20 protein-coding genes and 2 tRNA genes are annotated in these 21,581 nt (G+C 70.7%); 12 read left to right on the top strand and 10 right to left on the bottom strand.

Features of this window, described 5'->3' with window-relative positions; all coding sequences use genetic code 11:
- Positions 1 to 58 precede the first annotated feature (58 nt).
- The 3 genes from I8N67_RS22695 to I8N67_RS22685 are packed head-to-tail and all read left to right on the top strand — an operon-like array spanning position 59 to position 3,093.
- Positions 59 to 1,627: a TerD family protein gene (locus I8N67_RS22695; RefSeq protein WP_200305011.1), complete on the top strand. Its 1,569-nt coding sequence runs from the start codon at positions 59 to 61 to the stop codon at positions 1,625 to 1,627.
- A gap of 8 nt (positions 1,628 to 1,635) precedes the next feature.
- Positions 1,636 to 2,313, top strand: coding sequence for an AIM24 family protein (locus I8N67_RS22690; RefSeq protein ID WP_200305010.1), 678 nt, complete (start codon positions 1,636 to 1,638; stop codon positions 2,311 to 2,313).
- A gap of 27 nt (positions 2,314 to 2,340) precedes the next feature.
- Positions 2,341 to 3,093: an AIM24 family protein gene (locus I8N67_RS22685; protein ID WP_200305009.1), complete on the top strand. Its 753-nt coding sequence runs from the start codon at positions 2,341 to 2,343 to the stop codon at positions 3,091 to 3,093.
- Positions 3,094 to 3,253: 160 nt separating this feature from the next.
- On the opposite strand, the gene I8N67_RS22680 is transcribed toward I8N67_RS22685, so the two are convergent.
- Both I8N67_RS22680 and I8N67_RS22675 read right to left on the bottom strand, forming a co-directional pair.
- Positions 3,254 to 3,769: an NUDIX hydrolase gene (locus I8N67_RS22680; RefSeq protein WP_200305008.1), complete on the bottom strand. Its 516-nt coding sequence runs from the start codon at positions 3,767 to 3,769 to the stop codon at positions 3,254 to 3,256.
- Positions 3,766 to 5,196 carry a zinc-dependent metalloprotease gene (locus I8N67_RS22675; RefSeq protein ID WP_200305007.1) on the bottom strand — a complete coding sequence of 477 codons (1,431 nt, stop codon included), beginning with the start codon at positions 5,194 to 5,196 and terminating at the stop codon, positions 3,766 to 3,768. The genes I8N67_RS22680 and I8N67_RS22675 overlap by 4 nt, the downstream gene beginning before the upstream one ends.
- A gap of 189 nt (positions 5,197 to 5,385) precedes the next feature.
- Between I8N67_RS22675 and I8N67_RS22670 the strand changes: the two genes are divergently transcribed.
- The 4 genes from I8N67_RS22670 (at position 5,386) to I8N67_RS22655 (ending at position 8,477) form a co-directional block, all read left to right on the top strand.
- Positions 5,386 to 6,498: an SDR family oxidoreductase gene (locus I8N67_RS22670; RefSeq protein ID WP_200305006.1), complete on the top strand. Its 1,113-nt coding sequence runs from the start codon at positions 5,386 to 5,388 to the stop codon at positions 6,496 to 6,498.
- A 36-nt stretch (positions 6,499 to 6,534) separates the two neighbouring features.
- Positions 6,535 to 6,996, top strand: coding sequence for a molybdenum cofactor biosynthesis protein MoaE (locus I8N67_RS22665; RefSeq protein ID WP_200305005.1), 462 nt, complete (start codon positions 6,535 to 6,537; stop codon positions 6,994 to 6,996).
- Positions 6,997 to 7,127: 131 nt separating this feature from the next.
- Positions 7,128 to 7,292, top strand: a complete 165-nt coding sequence (locus tag I8N67_RS22660; protein WP_200305004.1) for a hypothetical protein — start codon at positions 7,128 to 7,130, stop codon at positions 7,290 to 7,292.
- 87 nt (positions 7,293 to 7,379) lie between these two features.
- Positions 7,380 to 8,477 (top strand): YlbL family protein, encoded by a 1,098-nt coding sequence (locus I8N67_RS22655; protein ID WP_200305003.1) that lies wholly within the window; start codon positions 7,380 to 7,382, stop codon positions 8,475 to 8,477.
- A gap of 116 nt (positions 8,478 to 8,593) precedes the next feature.
- Here I8N67_RS22655 and I8N67_RS22650 read toward each other — a convergent pair whose 3' ends face one another.
- A complete protein-coding gene (locus I8N67_RS22650) occupies positions 8,594 to 9,136 on the bottom strand; it encodes a PPA1309 family protein (protein WP_234046109.1) in 543 nt (180 codons plus the stop codon).
- A gap of 163 nt (positions 9,137 to 9,299) precedes the next feature.
- Here I8N67_RS22650 and I8N67_RS22645 point away from each other — a divergent pair, with 163 nt between their 5' ends.
- The 4 genes from I8N67_RS22645 to I8N67_RS22630 all read left to right on the top strand — a co-directional run bounded on the left by I8N67_RS22645 (position 9,300) and on the right by I8N67_RS22630 (position 14,661).
- Complete coding sequence (locus I8N67_RS22645) at positions 9,300 to 12,233, top strand: UPF0182 family membrane protein (protein WP_200305030.1); 2,934 nt, start codon at positions 9,300 to 9,302, stop codon at positions 12,231 to 12,233.
- Positions 12,234 to 12,277: 44 nt separating this feature from the next.
- A tRNA-Met gene (locus I8N67_RS22640) sits at positions 12,278 to 12,351 on the top strand.
- A gap of 255 nt (positions 12,352 to 12,606) precedes the next feature.
- Positions 12,607 to 14,517: a tetratricopeptide repeat protein gene (locus I8N67_RS22635; RefSeq protein WP_372443781.1), complete on the top strand. Its 1,911-nt coding sequence runs from the start codon at positions 12,607 to 12,609 to the stop codon at positions 14,515 to 14,517.
- Positions 14,518 to 14,587: 70 nt separating this feature from the next.
- A tRNA-Met gene (locus tag I8N67_RS22630) sits at positions 14,588 to 14,661 on the top strand.
- Between the two features lie 112 nt (positions 14,662 to 14,773).
- Here I8N67_RS22630 and I8N67_RS22625 read toward each other — a convergent pair.
- From I8N67_RS22625 to hisN, 3 genes are all read right to left on the bottom strand, one after another.
- On the bottom strand, positions 14,774 to 15,190 hold the full coding sequence (locus tag I8N67_RS22625; RefSeq protein WP_200305000.1) for a Fur family transcriptional regulator: 417 nt from the start codon (positions 15,188 to 15,190) through the stop codon (positions 14,774 to 14,776).
- A gap of 240 nt (positions 15,191 to 15,430) precedes the next feature.
- A complete protein-coding gene (locus I8N67_RS22620; RefSeq protein ID WP_200304999.1) occupies positions 15,431 to 15,823 on the bottom strand; it encodes a CBS domain-containing protein in 393 nt (130 codons plus the stop codon).
- A 211-nt stretch (positions 15,824 to 16,034) separates the two neighbouring features.
- Entirely contained in the window at positions 16,035 to 16,835 is an 801-nt protein-coding gene (hisN, locus tag I8N67_RS22615) for a histidinol-phosphatase (RefSeq protein WP_200304998.1), read from the bottom strand.
- 431 nt (positions 16,836 to 17,266) lie between these two features.
- Here hisN and I8N67_RS22610 point away from each other — a divergent pair, with 431 nt between their 5' ends.
- Positions 17,267 to 17,875 (top strand): TetR/AcrR family transcriptional regulator, encoded by a 609-nt coding sequence (locus I8N67_RS22610; protein ID WP_200304997.1) that lies wholly within the window; start codon positions 17,267 to 17,269, stop codon positions 17,873 to 17,875.
- Between the two features lie 37 nt (positions 17,876 to 17,912).
- Here the strand turns inward: I8N67_RS22610 and I8N67_RS22605 are convergent, their stop codons facing one another.
- The 4 genes from I8N67_RS22605 to I8N67_RS22590 all read right to left on the bottom strand — a co-directional run bounded on the left by I8N67_RS22605 (position 17,913) and on the right by I8N67_RS22590 (position 21,568).
- Complete coding sequence (locus I8N67_RS22605) at positions 17,913 to 18,236, bottom strand: DMT family transporter (RefSeq protein ID WP_200304996.1); 324 nt, start codon at positions 18,234 to 18,236, stop codon at positions 17,913 to 17,915.
- 119 nt (positions 18,237 to 18,355) lie between these two features.
- Positions 18,356 to 19,369: a ribosome small subunit-dependent GTPase A gene (gene rsgA, locus I8N67_RS22600; protein WP_200304995.1), complete on the bottom strand. Its 1,014-nt coding sequence runs from the start codon at positions 19,367 to 19,369 to the stop codon at positions 18,356 to 18,358.
- A gap of 16 nt (positions 19,370 to 19,385) precedes the next feature.
- A complete protein-coding gene (gene aroA / locus I8N67_RS22595) occupies positions 19,386 to 20,726 on the bottom strand; it encodes a 3-phosphoshikimate 1-carboxyvinyltransferase (RefSeq protein WP_200304994.1) in 1,341 nt (446 codons plus the stop codon).
- A gap of 119 nt (positions 20,727 to 20,845) precedes the next feature.
- Positions 20,846 to 21,568 (bottom strand): M50 family metallopeptidase, encoded by a 723-nt coding sequence (locus I8N67_RS22590; protein ID WP_200304993.1) that lies wholly within the window; start codon positions 21,566 to 21,568, stop codon positions 20,846 to 20,848.
- Between the last annotated feature and the right edge of the window lie 13 nt (positions 21,569 to 21,581).

Below are 21,581 nucleotides of genomic sequence, written 5' to 3'. Positions count from 1 at the left end.
CCTGGCGCGACGCGCTCGCAGGCGTACTCACTTTCGGGATGGGGGACGGTCGTTACGCATGGGCAGGGAATTCCAACGCGGCCACAAGGCCAAGATCAGTGATCTCACCGCGGGTACGGATCTGTACGTGGGCGTGCAGATCTCCGCCCCCGGGCTGAGCTTCGACATCAGCTGCTTCGGCCTGGATGCCGACGAGCGGCTCTCGGACGACCGTTACTTCATCTTCTTCAACCAGCCGAAGACCCCTGAGGAGTCGATCCAGCTCCTGGGGGCCCAGTCGGGTGACACGGAGTCCTTCCGCGTCACGCTCGACAGGATCCCGTCGCAGATCCAGAAGCTGTCCTTCACGGCGACGATCGACGGCGACGGGCAGATGTCGCAGATCGCGCCCGGTTACGTCCGTATCGTCGCGGGCGGCGAGGAGGTGGCCCGGTACCCGTTCGACGGCTCCGAGTTCTCCACCGAGCGCGCCGTGATGCTGGGCGACTTCTATGTGAAGGACGTATGGCGGTTCGCGGCCGTCGGACAGGGTTTCGACGGCGGCCTCGACGCGCTGCTGAAGAACTTCGGCGGCGAGGTCGCCGAGGAGGAGCCCGCCCCCGTACCGCAGCAGCCGCAGGGCGACGGCGCGCCCGGCTTCGCCCCGCCCGCGTTCGGCGCGCCTGCCGCCCCGGTGCCCGCACCGGCTCCGGCGCCCTCGCCCGCCGTGCATGCCGCGCCGACCATCGTCGCGCCGCTGAACACCCCGCCCGGCGGCGCCTTCCCGCCCCCGGCCCCGCCCGCACCCGCACCTGGGCCGCAGGGCGGCCCCTTCACCCCGCCCGGCGCCCCGCCGCAGGGTGGGCCTTTCACGCCTCCCGGTGCTGCGCCCCAGGGCGGCCCGTTCACGCCACCGGGTGCCCCCGCGGCCTTCCCGGGACAGGCTCAGCCCTTCGCAGGCGCCACGGCGCTCGCGCCCGTGCCCCCGGAGGCGGGGCTGCGCGTCGTCCTGACGAAGTACTCCGAGGCACCCGTCGGTGACCGTTGGACCGAGCAGAACCCGCAGCTCGTGCGGACGACGCTCACCAAGGGCGCCAACATCCTGGCCAAGCAGGGCAGCATGGTCGCCTACCAGGGCGACATCGACTTCGCCCACAAGGGTTCCGGCCTGCTCGGCAAGTTGACGGGGCAGCTCACCGGCCAGGGCATGGCCCTGATGCGCTGTTCCGGAGACGGCGAGGTGTTCCTGGCCGACGAGGGCAGCCACCTGTTCGTCATCCGCCTGGAGAACGAGCAGCTCTACACCAGCGCGCGCGGTGTCCTCGCCTTCGACGAGGCGCTCGACACCGAGATCCGCCGTATCGAGGGCGCCGGTCTGCCCGGCGGCGGACTGTTCAGCATGCTCTTCTCCGGCACGGGAGCAGTCGTCGTCAAGACGCGCGGCATTCCCGTCGTCCTGCCCGTCGGCCCGGCCACCTACGTCGACGGCAACGCCGTCATCGCCTGGTCCGCCGGCGCGCAGGCCGTCACCACGACCTCGCTGAGGTTGCGCCGCTCGGGGTACGCCCGGCAGACCCAGGAGGCCGTCAACCTCCAGTTCCGCGGTGCCCCCGGCAACTTCGTCGTCGTCCAGCCCTTCGAGGTGTGAGGCAGAGCATGGACCTCCAGACACTCAACGCCCACCGCTCCGCGTCCACCGGCATCCGTATGGGAGTGCACAGCTCTAAGACGCTCAAGGTCACCATGGCCACCGGCCAGGACCTCCTGGCCAAGGCCGGCTCGATGATCGCGTACGACGGCTACGTACAGTTCGACGGGCCGCCCGCCACCCTGCGCCGGAGCGCGGAGGAGATGGTCAGCGGCGAGGGCGGCAAGCTGATGCTCTGCCGGGGCGACGGGGACCTGTACCTCGCCGACTACGGCGGTGACGTCCTGATCCTGCACCTGAACAACGAGGCGCTGTCCGTCAACGGCCCCACCCTGCTGGCCTGCGACGCCTCCCTCCAGCTCACCATCGAGCCGGTCAAGGGCCTCGCCAAGCTCTCCGGCTCCGGCCTGACCAACCTCGTGATCCGCGGCACCGGATGGGTCGCCCTGGTCAGCCGGGGCGTGCCGATCTCCCTCGACTGCGGCGAACGGGAGACCTACGTCGACCCGGACGCGCTGATCGCCTGGACCGACGGCCTCGACATGAAGGCCCGCCGCACCATCAAGGCCGGCGCGCTCATCGGCCGGGGCAGCGGGGAGGCCTTCCAGATCGGGTTCAAGGGGCAGGGCTTCGTGGTCGTCCAGCCGAGCGAGGACACCGGCGACCGTTTCAAGATCCGTGGCTGACCGGGGCTGAGAGGAGAACAGCACACCATGCACAGCACACTCTTCGCGCACATCCCGGTGAATCACACCGAGCGCTACACACTGCAGAATCCGCAGCTGCTCAAGACCGACGTGACCATCGGCAGCAGTCCCGTCCTGGCCCGCCAGGGCGCCATGGTCGCCTTCGAGGGACAGGTCGACTTCGACAGTCAGTACCGCAATCGCAGCTGGCGCAACGCCGAGCGGATGACCGGTGAGCGGCTCGAACTCATGCGCTGCAAGGGCAACGGGATCGTGTATCTCGCCAACTTCGCGCAGTACCTGCACATCATGGAGGTCGGCCGCGGCATCACCGTCGACTCCTCCGCCGTCCTCGCCTTCGACGGCTCGCTGAACGTCGGCATCGTCGCCGTGGACAGCGCCGTCGAGGTGGCCTCGGCAGGGGCGTACAACCTGGAGCTGTCCGGTGGCGGCAAGATCGTCCTGATGACCTCCGGCGAGCCGCTGGCCCTCGAAGTGACCCCCGAGAAGAACATCTGCGTCGACTCGGACGCCGTCATCGCCTGGTCCACCTCGCTGCGTACCCAGCTCCAGGCGCCGACCTCCACCTCCGCCGTGTGGCGCCGCAGGGGCTCCACCGGTGAGGGCTGGGAGATGCACTTCGGGGGCACCGGGCACGTCCTGGTCCAGCCCAGCGAGCTGCTGCCGCCGCAACATCTGCGCACGTCGGGGGTGCTCGGACAGTTCGGCGTGGGCTCCGGCGGGCTGAGCGGCAACTCGCTCGGGGGCAGCCGCAACTGATCACCCGCGTGGGATCAGTTCCGAGCAGGTGTTCCGAGCAGGTGTAAGGGGCGACCGCCATTGCGGTCGCCCCTTACCGCGTCCGTCCCCCCGGCGGGGGCCTCCCCACAGCCCCTCGGCTCCACGCCGATCGAGGGCCGACGCCACACGGAAGAGCGGCTCAGAGCTGTGCCCGTGTGGCCTCCAGCAGCCGTACGACCGACTCGTCGGCCACGGTCGCCACCTCGTCGTACGGGAACCAGCGCAGGTCGAGCGACTCGTCGCTGATGGCCTCCACGGCTCCGGCCGGGGCGAGGGCCGCGTACTGGACGTCCAGATGCCAGGCGCACGGGGTGTGGTGGCGGTCGAGGCGGACCGGACCGCCCCGCAGGAGCGTCAGGCCCGCGATGCCGGACTCCTCCGTCGCCTCGCGCAGGGCCGAGCCCGCGAGGGTCGTGTCCTCGGGCTCGCAGTGACCACCCATCTGGAGCCACATGCGCAACTTTTTATGCAGGGTGAGCAGCACCCGGCCGTGCTCGGGATCGATCACCAGGCCGCTGGCCGTGATGTGCCCGTCGCCGCAGGCCTTCCACATGCCGTCCGGGTGGGCCGCCAGGTGGTCGAGGTACGCCTGGCGCAGCTCGGCCTGGTCCTCGTAGCTCTTCAGTACGAGGACCGCGTCGTCGTGCAGGCTCACTCGGTGTCGTCGTCCTTCTTCTTCAGGTCGGGCTTCTTCGGGTCGGGCTTCTCGGTGGAACCGGACGCGGCCTCGCCGAGCATCTTGTCCAGCTCGGAGAAGTCCAGCTGCTCGCGGTGCACGAAGCCGTCCGGGTCGTCCAGGTCGGAGGCGGTGGGCAGCATGTCCGGGTGGGCCCACAGGGCGTCGCGGCCGTCGACGCCGCGCGCGTCCGTGAGGGACGCCCACAGACGGGAGGCGTCACGCAGGCGGCGCGGGCGCAGCTCCAGGCCGATCAGTGTGGCGAAGGTCTGCTCGGCCGGGCCGCCGGTGGCGCGGCGGCGGCGCAGCGTCTCGCGGAGGGCGTCGGCGGACGACAGCCGCGGCTTCGCGGCGGCGTGCACCACCGCGTCCACCCAGCCCTCGACCAGCGCCAGAGCCGTCTCCAGACGGGCCAGGGCGGCCTTCTGCTCCGGGGTGTCCTCCGGCTGGAACATGCCCTGCTGGAGGGCCTGCTGCAGTTCCTCGGGATTCTGCGGGTCGAACTGGCCGACCACGTCCTCCAGCTTGGCCGTGTCGACCTTGATCCCGCGCGCGTAGCCCTCGACCGCGCCGAACAGGTGCGAGCGCAGCCACGGCACATGGGCGAAGAGCCGCTGGTGGGCGGCCTCGCGCAGCGCCAGGTAGAGCCGCACCTCGTCCTTGCCCACGCCCAGGTCCTTGCCGAACGCCTCCACGTTCAGCGGCAGCAGCGCGGCCTTGCCGGCCGGGCCGAGCGGCAGGCCGACGTCGGTGGAGCCGACGACCTCGCCCGCGAGCACGCCCACGGCCTGCCCGATCTGCTGCCCGAACATGGCGCCGCCCATCGACTTCATCATGCCGATCAGCGGGCCGGCCATGGCCTGCATCTCCTCCGGCAGGATGTCGCCCATGGCGCCGCCGACGCGCTCGGCCACCGGGTCGACGAGCTCCTTCCAGGCGGGCAGGGTCGCCTCCACCCACTCCGCGCGGCTCCACGCCACGGCGCTGCCGGCGCCGGACGGCAGGGACGTCGCGTCGTCCAGCCAGAGGTCGGCCAGGCGGACGGCCTCCTCGACCGCGGTGCGCTCGGCGGGGCCGACACTCGCGTCCTTAGTGCCGTCGGCGGTCCCCTGGGAGACCGTCTGGCGGGCGATCTGCTTGGCCATGTCCCAGTTCACCGGGCCGCCCTCGTACGAGAGCATCTGGCCCAGCTGCTGGAAGGCGGCGCCCAGGTCGGTGGGGTTCATGGAACCGAACATCGCGGCGAACGGATTGTCGGCGCCGGGTCCGCCGGCCCCGGGAAACCCGAAGCCGAACGGGTTGGCCGGTCCCTGACCACCACCGCTCTCCTGGTCCTTCTTCTTGCCCTCGTCGCCGTCGTCCGGCTCCTCCGGCGGAAGGCCGAATCCGAATGGGGTGTCACTCACGGGATTCCTCGGCTGATAGGGCCATCGGTTCTTCCGACGGCACGGCTGCCCGAACACCACCCAGGGTAGACACCGCGGCGCGTTCGGGCCTCGGTGCTCCGCCGACCGATGGCCTGCGGCAGGATGGATGCCACCTGGTACGTACGCGTCACCCGCGTTCGTACTGAAGACAACCGCTGGAGACGCCCGGTGAGTTCCCCAGATCCGCAGGTTCGCGCAGCGCGAAACCAATCAACCAGTCCCGTTGTGCGCGGGCCCGTCGTCGCGGTCACCGGCGCCGCGTCCGGCGTCGGTGCGCTGCTCACCGAGCGACTGGCCGAGTCCGACGAGATCCGGCAGGTCATCGCCATCGACGAGCGGCGTGGCGAGTGCGCGGCCGCCCAGTGGCACATCCTGGACGTACGGGATCCGGCCATCGCGGAGAAGCTCCGCGGGGCGGACGTCGTGGTGCACCTCGCGGTCGACCTCGACCTGGGCACGGACTCGGCGGCCCGCAGCGCGTTCAACGTGCGCGGCACGCAGACCGTGCTCACGGCGGCCGCCGCGGCCGGGGTGCACCGGGTCGTGCTGTGCACCTCGGCGATGGTCTACGGGGCGCTGCCCGACAACGAGCTGCCGCTCTCGGAGGACGCGGAGTTGCGGGCGACCGCCGAGGCGACCGGGGTCGGTGACCTGCTGGAGATCGAGCGGCTCGCGCGCCGGGCGCCGCGCGCCCATCCGGGCCTCAATGTCACCGTCGTCCGACCGGCCACCCTCATCGGGGGTACGGACACGGCGCTGACCAGGTACTTCGAGTCGCCTCGGCTGCTGGTGGTGGCCGGGTCGCGGCCCGCCTGGCAGTTCTGTCACGTCGAGGATCTGTGCAGTGCGCTGGAGTACGCCGTACTGGAGAAGGTCGACGGGGAGCTGGCCGTCGGCTGCGAGGGGTGGCTGGAGCAGGAGGAGGTCGAGGAGCTCAGCGGGATCCGGCGCATGGAGCTGCCGTCCGCGGTAGCCCTGGGCGCCGCCGCCCGGCTGCACCGGATCGGGCTGACGCCGTCGCCGGCCGGGGACCTGGCCTACACGATGTACCCGTGGGTCGTGAGCGGGAGCCGACTGCACGAGGCCGGGTGGCGGCCCCAGTGGACGAACGAGGAGGTCCTCGCGGAGCTCCTGGAGGAGGTCGCCGGGCGGCACACCCTGGCCGGTCGACGGCTTGGCCGCAAGGACGCGACGGCCGCGGGTGCAGCCGGTGCGACGGTCGCGCTGCTGGGTACGGCGGCCTTGGTGCGGCGGGCTCGGAAGGCCCGGCGGCGGCTCTGAGAGCGTCCAGAGGACCGGGTGGGGCACGATGGAGGTATGGCAGTGACTGACGATCACCCCGGGGAGCTGGGGGCCGATGAGCCCATCAAGCTGATCGGTGTCCGGGAGAGCGCGCTCTCCGTCGACGAGGTGTTCCGGGCGGTCGGGGACGACGCGGCCGGGGGGACCGCGCTGTTCGTGGGGACCGTGCGGAATCACGACGGAGGAGCCGATGTCGACGAACTCGGCTATTCGTGTCATCCGACCGCCGAGGCGGAGATGCGGCGGATCGCGGAGAAGGTGGTCGCGGAGTATCCGGTGCGGGCGCTCGCGGCCGTGCACCGGGTGGGGAAGCTGAAGGTCGGAGACCTCGCCGTGGTCGTCGCTGTGTCGTGTCCGCACCGGGGCGAGGCCTTCGAGGCGTGCCGCAGGCTCATCGACGATCTCAAGCACGAAGTGCCCATCTGGAAGCACCAGAAGTTCTCCGACGGTACGGAGGAATGGGTCGGAGCCTGTTGAGACCGTGACCGGAATGCGTCCATACGCGTTCCGGTTGCGTAACCCGCCCCCCGGCGCGAGCGTTGACGGTGCGGGCGGATAATCTGCTGATCAGTCAGTTGCGGTCGCTTCATCGGGGTTGGGAGGTCGGCATGGCGGCTCTCGCCTGGTTGCTGGTTCCGCTTGTGGCTGCGATCGGCGCCGGACTGTGGGGCGGGTGGGCAGGCCGGAACCGCAAGAGCATCGAGGACGGCACCGAACTCGCGGGGTACACGCGTTTCCGTGAGGCCATGGAGAGGTCCCACACCGGCGGCTAGCGGCGGCTCCGCACGGTGGCCCCCACCCCCGCCCCGGACGGACGGCCCCGACAGTGCACTGACAGACCTGTCCCGTACTGTCGTTCCATGCCACGCCGCACTGCGACGATGCTCGCCTCCACCCTGATGCTGATCGCGCTCCTGTGCGCGGGGGTGTTCATTCCCGTGCCTTATGCGGAGATGTCGCCGGGGCCGACGGTAAACACACTGGGGGAGCACGAGGGCGAGCCGGTGCTGCAGATCTCCGGACGCAAGACGTACGCCACGACCGGGCACCTCAACATGACCACGGTCCGCGTCACCAGCGCCGACTACAAGATGAACCTCGTCGAGGCCGTCTATGGCTGGCTGGCACACGACAACAAGGTCGTCCCGCACGACACGCTGTACCCGGACGGCAAGACCGAGGAGCAGTCGACGCAGGAGAACGCCGAGGAGTTCAGCCAGTCCCAGGAGAGCGCCAAGGTCGCGGCCCTGGAGGAGCTGGACATCCCGGTGAAGTCCTGGGTGATCGTCTCCACCGTCCTCAAGGGCACCCCGGCCGAGGGCAAGCTGCACGCCGGTGACGTCATCAAGTCGGTCGACGGTACGACGGTCAAGGCACCCGAGGACGTCGCGAAGCTGGTCACCAAGCACAAGCCGGGCGAGGACGTCGACTTCGTCATCGTGCCCGTCAAGGCGCAGGCGGCCGCCGAGAAGAAGAACAGGACGGCGACCGAGACCGAGAAGGTCACGATCACCACGGCCAAGTCCGACGACTCGGGCGAGGCGCGGGCGATCGTCGGGATCTCCGCCGGCACCGACCACACCTTCCCGTTCACCATCGACATCAAGCTCGCCGACGTCGGCGGCCCGAGCGCCGGGCTGATGTTCTCCCTCGGCATCTACGACAAGCTGACACCGGGCAATCTGACGGGCGGCAAGTTCGTGGCCGGCACCGGCACCATCGACGACGAGGGCAAGGTCGGCCCCATCGGCGGCATCGAGATGAAGACGGTCGGCGCGCGCAGCAAGGGCGCCGAGTACTTCCTGACGCCCAAGGACAACTGTGCGGCGGCCGCCGACGACACCCCCGACGGACTCACCCTCGTCAAGGTCGACACCATCGACGACGCGCTCGGTGCCCTGGCGGACATCCGCTCCGGCGACACCGCCGACCTGCCGAAGTGCACCACCAAGGGCTGACCCGCACAGCCGCGATCGACGTGCACGCGCGCGTGGGCGCGCCCCCGAAGCCCGGGGACGCCCCCACCGCCGTACCGAAGTCCCTGTCGAAGGCCGCTGTCGGAAGGCTCTGCCGATCAGCCCACGAACGTCGCGGACAGGGCATCCGCCAGGCCCGGCACCAGTTCGGGGCCGGTGAGGACCTCGGTCGGGGTGTCCTTCTCGCGCAGGCGCAGGGCCGAGTCCCGTGAACCGTCGCGGAGGACGGCGACGGTCATGCGGACCTCCTGACGGTCAGGGTGGGAGGCGACCCACTTGGTGAGGCGGGCCCCGTCGAGGTTCTCCGGGACGGAGGCCTCGGCGGACGGCGGCAGCATCAGCCGCTCCACGGTCAGCGCGCAGCCGACCACCGAGTCGGGCCAGGCGATGGTGCCGAGGAACTCGTCCAGCGCCTTGCCGGCGGGGATCTCGTCCTGCTCGATGGGGGTGAGACCGGTGGTCTGGGACCCGTCCTGAAGGCCGAGCTGGGCCGCGAGGGCCGGTTCCTGGGTCCGCAGACGCGCGGTATCCACGAGGGCGAAGAGGCGAGCGGGCTGGTCCCAGCCGAGGCCCGAGGCGTACTCGTCGATCTCGAGCACAGCCTGAGTGAGGGGGTTCGCTGCCATGGGAGTGTTGGACATGGTCACAATCCTGCCTCGTTCGTTCCCGGAAGCGGGAACCGAGTAAAGCGTGAGTAAGTTGCATAGGTGAGGCCCCTGCGATCACGGGGCCCGGTGGAGGGTCCGTAGACGCGGGCCTGACGTATCGACAGCGAACTTCGAGGTGCGCACCTTGGCTTTCCAGATGCCGGACCGCGGCGGAGGCCCGACAGGGCCGCGGATCAGAGTGGGCCGACCGTCCCGACGTGTCCGGACGCTGCTCATGACCCTGGGCGTCCTTGCCGTCCTCGGCATGGCGTTCGTCATGTTCGCCGGGTTCTGGACGGACTGGCTCTGGTACCGCTCGGTGAAGTACTCGTCCGTCTTTACCACCACGCTGTGGACGAAGATCGGGCTCTTCTTCGTCTTCGGTCTGCTGATGTCGGCCTCGGTCGGATTCAACATCTGGCTGGCGCACCGGCTGCGCCCGCCGCTGAGCGCCATGTCGATGGAGCAGCAGAGCCTCGACCGGTACCGCATGGGCATCGCGCCCTACAAGAAGTGGCTGCTCCTCGGGATCACCTCCCTGGTGGGCCTCATCGCCGGCGCTTCCGCCTCCGGGCAGTGGCGCACCTGGCTGATGTGGGTCAACGGAGTGTCGTTCGGCCAGAAGGACCCCCAGTTCGACCTGGACGTCGCCTTCTACGCCTTCGACCTGCCCTGGTACCGCTTCCTGCTCGGCTTCGGCTTCGCCGCCGCCGTGCTCTCGGTGCTCGCCGCCGCGCTCACGCACTACCTGTACGGCGGCCTGCGGGTCACCTCCCCGGGTGCCCGTGCCACCGCCGCGGCCACCGGCCACCTGTCGGTGCTCATCGGCATCTTCGTCGCCCTGAAGGCGGTCGCGTACTGGCTCGACCGGTACGGCCTCGCGGTGAAGTCCAGCGACTTCAAGGCGACGGGCAACTGGACGGGCCTGAGGTACGTCGACGCGAACGCGTATCTGCCGGCCAAGACGATCCTGTTCTGCATCGCCGTCATCTGCGCCCTGCTCTTCTTCGCCACCATCTGGCGGCGTACCTGGCAGCTGCCCCTCATCGGCTTCGGCCTGATGGTGCTCTCCGCGATCCTCATCGGCGGGCTGTACCCGGCGATCGTCCAGAAGTTCCAGGTCCAGCCGAACGAGCAGGCCAAGGAAGCGCCGTACGTCGAGAAGAACCTGGAGGCGACCCGTCAGGCCTACGGCATCGACGGGACCGAGGTCGAGGAGTACTCGGGCGTCAGCGACACCACTGACAAGGCCAAGCTCCGTGCGGACGCCGACACCACGGCGAGCATCCGCATGCTCGACCCGAACATCGTCTCGCCGACGTTCCAACAGCTCCAGCAGATGAGGAACTACTACGCGTTCCCCACCAACCTGGACGTCGACCGGTACAGCGGCGAGGACGGCTCGGAGCAGGACACCGTCATCGGTCTGCGCGAGCTGAACCTCGCCGGCATCCCGAAGAACAACTGGATCAACGACCACTTCCGCTACACCCACGGCTACGGTGTGGTCGCCGCCAAGGGCACCGAGGCCACCTCCGGCGGCCGCCCGGTGTTCACGGAGTCCGACCTGCCGTCCAAGGGCGACCTGGGCCAGTACCAGCAGCGGGTCTATTACGGCGAGAAGACCACCCAGTACTCGATCGTCGGCGGTCCCCAGAAGGAGATCGACTACTCCGACGACAGCGGTGAGAAGACCACCAGCTACAAGGGCAAGAGCGGTATCAACCTCGCCAACCCGGTCAACCGGGCCGCGTACGCGGTAGCGTTCAACGAGCCGCAGATCCTCTACTCCGGCGCCATCGGAGAGGGCTCGCGGATCCTGTACAACCGCACGCCCAAGGAGCGCGTCGAGGCGGTCGCCCCCTGGCTGACGATCGACGGCGACGCCTACCCGGCCGTCGTCGACGGAAAGATCCAGTGGATCGTCGACGCGTACACCACCACCAACGGCTACCCGTACGCCTCCCGCACCACCCTGGGCGACACGACGGCCGACTCGCTGACCGCGGACAACAGCCAGCGCGCGGTGGTGGCCCAGCAGAACCAGGTCAACTACATCCGCAACTCGGTGAAGGCAACCGTCGACGCGTACACCGGTCAGGTCAAGCTCTATCAGTGGGACACCCAGGACCCGGTGCTGAAGACCTGGATGAAGGCGTTCCCGGGCACGGTGGAGTCGAAGAACGCCATCTCGGACTCGCTGCTGGCCCATCTGCGGTACCCGCAGGACCTCTTCAAGGTCCAGCGCGAACTGCTGACGCGCTACCACGTGAAGGACGCCGAGACGTTCCTCAGCGGCAGCGAGGTGTGGCAGGTCCCGGACGACCCGACCAACACCTCGGGCAACGCGGTCCCGCCGTACTACCTGAGCATGAAGCTGCCGGGCCAGTCGGGACAGGCGTTCTCGCTGACCACGACGCTCACCCCGAACGGCCGGGACAACCTCAGTGCCTTCGTGTCGGTCAACGCCGAGGCGGGCACCAAGGACTACGGCAAGATCAGAGTCCTCAAACTGCCGACCAGCGAACCCATCGACGGACCCAAACAGGTCCAGAGCCAGTTCAACTCCGAACAGGACATCGCCGAGACCATCAGTCTCCTCAAGAGAGGTGACTCACAGGTCGAGTACGGCAACCTCCTGACGGTCCCGCTCGACGGCGGACTGCTCTACGTCGAACCGGTCTATGTGCGAGGCGGCGGCCTCAAGTACCCGCTGCTGCGCAAGGTCCTGGTCACCTACGGCGGCAACACCGCCTTCGAGGACACCCTCGACGAGGCGCTCAACAAGGTGTTCGAGACCGAGGGTTCGCCCACCGAGCCACCGGTGGACGACGGGGACGAGGACACCGACGAGCCGCCGGCATCCGGCGACCCGACGGTCCAACAGGCCCTGGAGGAGGCCCAGAAGGCGTTCGAGGAGGGCCAGCAGGCCCTCAAGGACGGCGACTGGGAGGCGTACGGCCGGGCCCAACAGGACCTGGAGGACGCGCTGAAGCGGGCCGAGGAGGCACAGTCCAAGGCCGACGGGACCAGCGGCAGTGGCAGTGAGGACAGCGACCAGAGCGCCGACGAAGGCTCCGGAAGCGGCTGATTCAGAGCTCCACCCCGCGCCGTGGTACGGTTGCAACACAACGGCGCGGGGTGGAGCAGCTCGGTAGCTCGCTGGGCTCATAACCCAGAGGTCGCAGGTTCAAATCCTGTCCCCGCTACTGAAGTTGAAGGCCCGGATCCTCTAAAGGATCCGGGCCTTCGACGTGTTGCGGGTGACGGTTGGGAAATCTGTGTTTGACTTATCGCTCTGTGGGCATGTCGACAAAACGCTGTAGTGACCTCAATGGCTGCGGTATACCAGGTGTACCCAGGTTGCGGGTGGTGCGACGATGGACGTTATGGGGGACAAGGCAACTCTGTTGGAGACAGGGCGGTTTGCGCAGCCTGCCGACTTTGCGCTGCCTGTCGATTTTGTGCTGCCCGCCGAGGCCGAGCCGTCGGTCGAGTCCGCGCAGTCGGCGGACCAGGACGAGACGGGCGACGCCGTCGAGGAGGCCCGCCGGCGGCTCGCCGCCGAGGCTGGTGACGCCGAGGCGATGAGCGTCCTCGGCGCCATGCTGCTGCGCCGCGGCGACCTCGACGGAGCCGAGCCCCATCTGCGTGCCGCCACCGCCGCCGGGGACCGTGCGGCGGCCAACAACCTGGGTGTCCTGCTGCACCAGCGCGGCTACGCCGACGATGCCGCCGGATGGTGGCGGATCGCCGCCGTCGCAGGCTCCGCCGCCGCCGCGCACGCCCTCGGCCGCCACCACCGCGAGCGCGGCGACGAACCGGCCGCCGAGTACTGGCTGCGCCAGTCCGCCGAACAGGGCCACGCGCTGGGCGCGTACGCCCTCGCCGACCTGCTGGAGCACCGCAGCGACCCCGCCGCCGAGCGATGGATGAGGGCCGCCGCCGAGCGCGGCCATCGCGAGGCCGCGTACCGGCTTGCGCGGGCGCTGGGCCGGCTCGCCGAGCAGGAGGAACGTGCGGCCGCGCGTGAGGGCCGCAGAATCGCACGCGCGGCGTTCGAGATCGGGGGCGCGAGCCGCGAAGCGGTCCGGGAGGCCGCTAGGGAGGGCCGTCCCGCCGTGCGCGCAGGGGAGCCCGGCGTTGACCACGGTGTCGGGGCGACCCTCGCCGAGGAGGCCGAGCAGTGGTACCGCCAGGCCGCCGCGCGCGGGCACCGGCGGGCCGCGCTGCATCTTGGGTCGATCCTGGAGCGGCGCGGGGAGCTCAAGGAGGCCGGGCGCTGGTACCTGACGTCCGCCAAGGACGGTGAGCCGCGCGCCGCGTGCGCCCTCGGGTTCCTGCTGCGGGACGCCGGTGACACGGAGAGCGCAGCCGTGTGGTGGCTGCGGGCCGCCCAGGACGGCGACGGCAACGCGGCGAACGCGCTGGGCGCGCTGCACGCCGAGCGCGGCGAGACACAGACCGCCGAGCGGTGGTACCGGGCCGCGATGGACGCCGGTGACGTCAACGGCGCGTACAACCTCGGGCTGCTCTGCGCCGAGCAGGGGCGCACCGCGCAGGCCGAGCAGTGGTACCGGCGGGCCGCGTACGCCGGGCACCGGGAGGCCGCGAACGCGCTGGCCATTCTGCTGCTCCAGGTCGGCGACGCCTCCGGGGCCGAGCCGTGGTTCTCCAAGGCCGCCGAGGCGGGCAGCGTGGACGCCGCCTTCAACCTGGGCATCCTCTTCGCCGGGCGGGGCGATGACGCGAAGGCGCTCGTCTGGTACGAGCGGGCGGCCGCCGCCGGGCATACCGAGGCGGCGCTCCAGGTCGCCATCGCGCGGCTGCGGGACGGCGACGAGCGGGCCGCCGAGCGGCATCTGCGGTGCGCCGCCGGCGGGGGCAGCGCGGAGGCCGCGTATCGGCTGGCCGCCGTGCTCGACGCGCGCCGGCCGCCCGCGCCCGCGCACGAGCTGGGGGAGCCCGTGCGGGAGAAGAACGAGTGCGAGGAGTGGTACGAGCGGGCCGCGTCCCAGGGGCACCGGCGGGCGCAGGTGCGGGTCGGGATGCTGGCCGCCGGGCGGGGTGATGTGGTGGAGGCCGCGCGGTGGTACCGGGTCGCGGCCGAGGCCGGGTCTCGGAACGGGGCCTTCAACCTGGGGCTCCTGCTGGCCCGGGAGGGCAGCGAGCCGGAGGCCGCGCTGTGGTGGGCCCGGGCCGCCGACGCGGGGCATGGACGGGCGGCGCTGCGATTGGCCCTCGTCTACGCGCGTCGTGGCGAGCTGGTGGAGGGGAAGCGCTGGGCGGACCGGGCGGTGTCGCTCGGGCCCGCGGAGGTGGCCGAGCGGGCGGCGCGGCTGCGGGACGCGCTGCGGGACGAGCTGTCCGCGTAGCCGGGCCGGCGGGGCCGACGTAAGCGATTTGCGCTGGTCGGCAGCGGTGACGTACTGTTCAGTTCATCGACGCGGGGTGGAGCAGCTCGGTAGCTCGCTGGGCTCATAACCCAGAGGTCGCAGGTTCAAATCCTGTCCCCGCTACTGAAGGCCGGAGGCCCGGAACCGACAAGGTTCCGGGCCTCCGGTGTTTTGCCATGCGGGAAAAGAGAAGTGCCCGGTGCCGCCAGGGCGCCGGGCACTTCTCAAGTGAGGGTCAGGCCGCCGCGCAGTTCGGGCAGACGCCTCGGTAGGTCACCTCTACGTTCGAGACGGTGAAGCCGAAGCGCTCCGAGGAGGGGAGGTCGGCGAGAGGGTTGCCCGTGGGGTGAACGTCGCGGATGGTGCCGCACTGGGCGCAGACCAGGTGGTGATGGGGGCGGTGCGCGTTGGGGTCGTACCGCTTGGCCCGCTTGTCCGTGGCGACCTCCAGCACCTCGCCGAGGGAGACCAGCTCGCCCAGGGTGTTGTAGACGGTCGCCCGGGAGATCTCGGGCAGTTTGGCGACAGCCCGCGTGTGCACCTCGTCGGCCGTCAGATGGACGTGTTCGCCGTCGAGGACCTCGGCCACGACACGCCGCTGCGCGGTCATACGCCATCCGCGTCCGCGCAGCCGCTCCAGAAGGTCACTCATACCGGTCAGACTAACAGCAACGTGAAACAGATCCCGAATAGGTGTGACTTTAGATCTCACCTTGACTTGGATTTTGTCCAATGTAAGATCGGGCAGGCTTCGGCGAGCGCCTGGAGGCCGCCGTCCAGGCCCTGTGCGGCCGACCGGGGTTGGACCGCTTGCCGTTGAGGACGGGCCGGGACCTCGGGAGAGGTGCCGGCCCGTCCGCGCGCGGGTCCGTCTACGCGTGGCCGGGCCGGTCTACGCCGTCACGTGCTGTCGGGCCGGGGACCAGCAGCGGATGATGTCGCGGACCGAGACGATGCCGATGGCGGCGCCCTGGTCGAGGACGATCAGATGGCGGAAGCCGCCGTGGGTCATGGCGCGGGCCGCCTCTTCCAGGGTCCAGGACGGCGCGGCGAAGACGACGTCGGTGGTGGTGTGGTCATGGGCCCGTTCGGTGTCCGGGCTCTCGCCCAGGCCGACGGAGTTGAGGACGTCGCGTTCGGTCAGTATGCCGAGTCCGCCGGCGTCGGGGTCGAGGACCACGGCCGCGCCGATCCGGCGTGCCGACATCAGCGCGGCGGCCTGGCGGAGGGTGTGATCGGGGCCGATGGTGAGGACCACTGTGCTCATGGCGTCGCGGACGAGCATGGAGTTCAGCCACCTCCTAGGGAATCCCGGAGACAGATTGGGCAGGCCCGGCGCCGGCGGCACCCCGTAGGCACTGCACAAGTTCACAAGTGGGGAACTCTCAATGTGGCAGGTAAAGCGGAGGTCAACAAGGGGGCGTGCGTGGTCAGTTCGGGGGCGCCCCGGGATCACTCCGGGGCCCGTGCGCATCGGTCCGTATCTGGAGGCCGGTTCAGTAGCGCTCGTTCAGGTATCCCAGCAGTTCGTCGTGGAGCAGGCCGTTCGAGGCCGCCGCGTTGCCGCTGTGCGGGCCGGGGCGGCCGTCGAGGCCGGTGAAGCTGCCGCCCGCCTCGGTGACGATGATCGCGTTGGCGGCCATGTCCCAGAGGGACAGCTCGGGCTCGGCGCAGATGTCCACCGAGCCTTCGGCGACCATCATGTACGGCCAGAAGTCGCCGTACGCGCGCGTGCGCCACACTTCGCGGGTCAGGTCCAGGAAGCCGTTCAGGTGGCCGCGGTCCTCCCAGCCGCTGAGGGAGGAGTACGCGAAGGAGGCGTCCGACAGCCTGGAGACGCTGGAGACGCTCAGGCGGGAGGCCGAGGTGAGACTGCGGCCGGTGAAGGCGCCGTGGTCCTTCGCCGCCCACCAGCGGCGGCCCAGGGCGGGGGCGGAGACCACGCCGACGACGGGCTGGTAGCCGCCCTCCGACGCCTCCGTCAGGGAGATCAGGGTGGCCCAGACAGGGACGCCCCGGACGTAGTTCTTGGTGCCGTCGATCGGGTCGATGACCCAGCGGCGGGGGCCCGTGCCCTCGACGCCGTACTCCTCGCCGAGGATCGCGTCGCGGGGGCGGGAGCGTTGGAGATGGCCGCGGACCAGTTCCTCGGCGGCCTTGTCGGCCTCGCTCACCGGCGTCATGTCCGGCTTCGTCTCGACCTTCAGGTCGAGGGCCTTGAAGCGGGCCATGGTGGTCGCGTCGGCGGCGTCCGCGAGGACGTGGGCGAAGCGGAGGTCGTCGAGGTGGTCGGCCATGCTGCGAACGCTATCTGCCGAGGTCGGTGCGGGGCTACAGGGGGCCGGGGGTCGGTTGGGCGCGGGGGCGGCCGGTGCCGGGCCGGCCGGTCGGGGCGGTGCGCGGCCCGGCGCTCACCAAGTGCCGCCGGGGCCCATGCGTGCGGCGCACGCCCACTCGCGCCGCCTGCCCACTCCCGCCGCGCACGCCCACTCGCGCCGCACGCCCACTCGTGCCGCCCCCGCTGACCGTGCCGCGCCCCGCCGACCGTGCCGTCCGAGCGGTACGACGGCCCGCGGTACGAGCGGGGCGGGTCGTGAAAGGGGCGGCGGGAGCGTCGCGCAGGTTGGCTGATGCGCGCCCCTTGGCGCTGCCGCGAACCCTTGACAGTGCGTTGCCGCGCGTCAAATGTGAGGGCCAGAATCGCCCGCTCGCCCTCAGGGAGGCGATGATGCCTGCAGCGCGGGAATCCTTGTTGGACGCCGCCTATACGGCGCTGGTGCGCCGGCCGTGGTCCGCCGTGCGCATGGTGGACGTGGCGGCGGTGGCCGGAGTGTCACGGCAGACGCTGTACAACGAGTTCGGCAGCAAGGAGGGGCTCGCCAGGGCTCTGGTGCGGAGGGAGGCGGACGGCTATCTGGCGGGCGTCGAACGGGCGCTGGCCACACCCGCGGATCCCCGGGACCGGCTGGCCGCAACCGCGGAGTGGACCGTGGCGGCCTCCCGGAACAACGCACTCGTACGGGCCATGCTGACCGGCTGCTGGAGCGAGCGCCTGCCCGCGCCGACGCTCTCGGCGGTGCTCTCGGCCTCCGCGGTGCCCGCGCAGCGCCGCGCGGACGGGCCGCTGCCCGCGCCCGCCGACTTCGTGGCGCTCGTCCGGGAGCGGGCCGTCGCCGTGCTGTCCGCGCCCGGCACCCCCAAGTCGGACACGGTGGAGCTGGCCCGCTCCTGCGAATACGCCGTCCGCCTCGCCCTCTCCTGCGTCGCCGCGCCCCCGGGCGAGGGCGGAGTCACGGATCTCGTACGGACCGCGCTGCACCGTCGGCCCCTCGGCTGACCAAGGGCCCGCCGTCGGCCCTGCGCATCGCGGGCAACTACTGTGCCGAACCCGACAGTTGCAGTCCCACGACCCCCACGATCACCAGACTGATCGAGACGATCTTCAGGGTGGACACGATGTCGCCGAGGAAGATCATTCCGTAGATCGCGGTCCCGGCCGCGCCGATGCCCGTCCAGACGGCGTAGGCGGGGCCGACGTCGAGCTTCTTCAGTGACAGGGTCAGCAGGCCGAAGCTGCCGAGCGCGAAGACGCAGAAGGCGACCGTCGGCCAGAGTCTGGTGAATCCGTGCGAGAGCTTGAGACAGACGGCGAAGCCGGTCTCCAGAAGTCCGGCCACGACAACAAGCAGCCACGCCATGTCTCGTCCTCCCGTGTCCCCACGTTCCGTGACCGCTTCGTGTGATCTTCTCTGGCCTGGATCCGACTTGGTGCGATTATGCACTTACCGGGTGGAGAGGGGTGCAAACAACGCGGAGGTCAGTCGCCTTCCCGCCGTTCGCGCGTCGAGAGGAGCCGACGCAGAGAGTAAAGGCGGGCCGGGTCCGCGTGACCGTCGGTCACCCACTGGTCCAGCGCGCAGTCCGGTTCGTCGTGACTGCACGCACGCGGACAACCCTCGGTGCCCGGAATCAGGTCCGGGAAGGCGTTGATGACCCGGGACGGGTCGATGTGGGCGAGACCGAACGAGCGTACGCCCGGCGTGTCCACCACCCAGCCGCCGCCGGAGTCCGCCAGGGGGAGGGCGAGCGCCGAGGTCGTGGTGTGCCGGCCGCGGCCCGTCACCGCGTTCACATGGCCCGTCGAACGGCGTCGGTCCGCCGGGACCAGCGCGTTGACGAGGGTCGTCTTGCCCACGCCCGAGTGGCCGACGAACGCGGTGACCTTGCCGGAGAGATGCTCACGTACGCGGTCGGCGGCGCCGCCCGTCTCCAGCTCCTCGCGGCTCGTCACGACGTACGGGATGTCCAGGTCGCCGTAGAGCTCCAGGAGCTTGTCGGCTGAGGCCAGGTCCGACTTGGTCAGGACGAGGAGGGGCGTGAGGCCGCCGTCGTAGGCCGCGACCAGACAGCGGTCGATGAGGCGGGGGCGGGGCTCGGGGTCGGCGAGGGCGGTGACGACCGCGAGCTGGTCGGCGTTGGCGACGACGACGCGCTCGTACGGGTCGTCGTCATCGGCCGTGCGGCGCAGCACCGACGTACGGCCGGCGATGCGGACGATCCGGGCGAGGGTGTCCTTCGTGCCGGAGAGGTCGCCGACGAGGGCGACGGTGTCGCCGACGACGGCGGCCTTGCGGCCCAGTTCACGGGCCTTCATCGCCATGACCACGCGGTCCTCGACGAGGCAGGTCAGCCGGCCCCGGTCGACGGTGAGGACCATGCCGTCGGCGGCGTCCTCGTGTTTCGGTCGGATGTGTGTACGGGGACGGTTGCCCTTGCGGTTCGGGCGGCTGGGGATGTCGTCCTCGTCGGTGTGTTTGCCGTAACGGCGCATGATCCCGGTCCGCCCGTCAGTTCTTCCCGAGCATCCCGGTCCACAGGTCGGGGAAGTCCGGGAGGGTCTTGGCCGTCGTCGCCACGTTCTCGATCCGCACGCCTTCCACGGCCAGGCCGATGATCGCACCGGCGGTGGCCATGCGGTGGTCGTCGTACGTGTGGAAGACACCGTCGTGCAGGGGCCGCGGGCGGATGTGGAGGCCGTCGGCGGTCTCGGTGACGTCGCCGCCGAGTTCGTTGATCTCCTTGGTGAGCGCGGCCAGCCGGTCCGTCTCGTGCAGCCGCAGATGGGCGACGCCGCGCAGGGTCGAGGGGGAGTCGGCGAGGGCGGCGACCGCCGCGATGCCGGGGGTGAGCTCGCCGACCTCGCCGAGGTCCACGTCGATGCCGTGGATCCCGCCCGAACCGGTGAAGACCAGCCCGTACTCGGTCAGCTCGCAGCTGCCGCCCATCTCCGTGAAGATCTCGCGGAGCTGGTCACCCGGCTGGGTGGTGCGCGCGGGCCAGTCCGGGATGACGACCTTGCCGCCGGTGACCAGGGCGGCCGCCAGGAACGGCTGGGCGTTCGACAGGTCCGGCTCGATCGTCAGGTCGCGGCCGAGCAGCGCGCCCGGCGTGACCCGCCAGACGTTCGGCTCGCCGCCCGACTCCGGGGTGTCCACCTGCGCGCCGACCGACCGCAGCATGTCGACGGTCATCCGGATGTGCGGCATGGACGGGAGCGTCGAACCGGTGTGCCGGACCTCGACGCCCTGGTTGAAGCGCGGGGCGGAGAGCAGGAGCGCCGACACGAACTGCGAGGACGAGGACGCGTCGATCGCCACCGGGCCGCCGTCCAGGCCGCCGCTGCCGTGCACCGTCAGCGGGAGGGCGCCACGGCCGTCGTCGTCGATCCGCGCGCCGAGGACGCGCAGGGCGTCGATCACACCGTGCAGGGGGCGCTCGTACGACCGCGGGTCGCCGTCGAAGCGGATGGGGCCGTCGGCCAGGGCGGCCACCGGGGGGAGGAAGCGCATGACCGTGCCGGCGTTGCCGACGTCGACCGTGGCGGGGCCTTGCAGGCCGGTGGGGAGGACGCGCCAGGCCTCGCCGGAACCACCCGGGGTGCCCGCGCCGGAGGAGCTGGACGACACGGTCTCCTCGATGCCGACGCCCATCGCGCGCAGCGCGCCCGCCATCAGGAGGGTGTCGCGGGAGCGGAGGGGGCGGCGCAGCCAGCCGGGCTCGCTCGCGAGGGCGGCGAGCACGAGGGCGCGGTTGGTGACGGACTTCGACCCCGGCACGTGGACCGTCGCGTCGACGGATCCGCTCGCGAGGGGGGCGGGCCAGAGGGCGGGCTGTGCGTTCAGGGCCATGGGCCCACTTTAGTGGGGTTGGCTCCGCCAGGTTCAGCCGGTTGACGTGGGTCGCTTGTCGGCTGGGGGTCCGTTGTGGCTGGTCGCGCAGTTCCCGCGCCCCTGAACACAGGTCGGCTCTACATACCCAGTAGCCATCGGCCGCCCCCTAGCAATGCGCACACCGACACCACGTGGAACATCAGCAGCCACACCGTCGCCGGTAGGTGGGTCAGGCGGGAGAGTTGGTCCGCGTCGGAGTCGCCGGCTCCGCCTCGGCGGCGCTTGGCCTGGAGCTCGAAGGCCGGGCGTACGCCGCCCAGGAGGAGGAACCAGACGACCGCGTACGCGAAGGCCGCCTGGACCTGGGGGCCGGCGAGCCAGGAGACGATCACGAAGGTGCCGCCGGTGAGGACGACCGTGAGGGCGCCGTAGGCGTTGCGGATCATCACCAGCATGGCGACCAGCAGGATCGTGGCGAGCCAGAGGAGGAGGGTGATGCGCCCGGAGCCGAGGAGGGCGGCGCCGCCCAGGCCGAGGAGCGGGGGAGCGGTGTAGCCCGAGGCGGCGGTGAGGATCATGCCGAGGCCGGTGGGCTTGCCGCGGCTGACCGTGAGGCCGCTCGTGTCGGAGTGCAGGCGGATGCCGGTCAGGGTGCGGCCGGTGAGCAGTGCGAGCAGGCCGTGGCCGCCCTCGTGCGCGATGGTGATGGCGTTGCGCGAGAGCCGCCAGACGCCGTGCGGGACGATCGCCGCGAGCGCCGCGACGGCGGTGGCTATGACGACCCAGATGTCGGGGTCGGGCTGGGTGCCGAAGACCTCGTCCCACAGACTGGCCAGCGAGGTGACTGCGGTGCTTTCCATGGTGAGTGGGGGC

Origin of the sequence: Streptomyces adelaidensis (assembly GCF_016598475.1) — a bacterium.
GTDB classification, from domain to species: Bacteria; Actinomycetota; Actinomycetes; order Streptomycetales; family Streptomycetaceae; genus Streptomyces; species Streptomyces adelaidensis.
The sequence above is the reverse complement of the archived record's forward strand: the minus strand, read 5'-3'. Positions and strand labels throughout refer to the sequence as shown.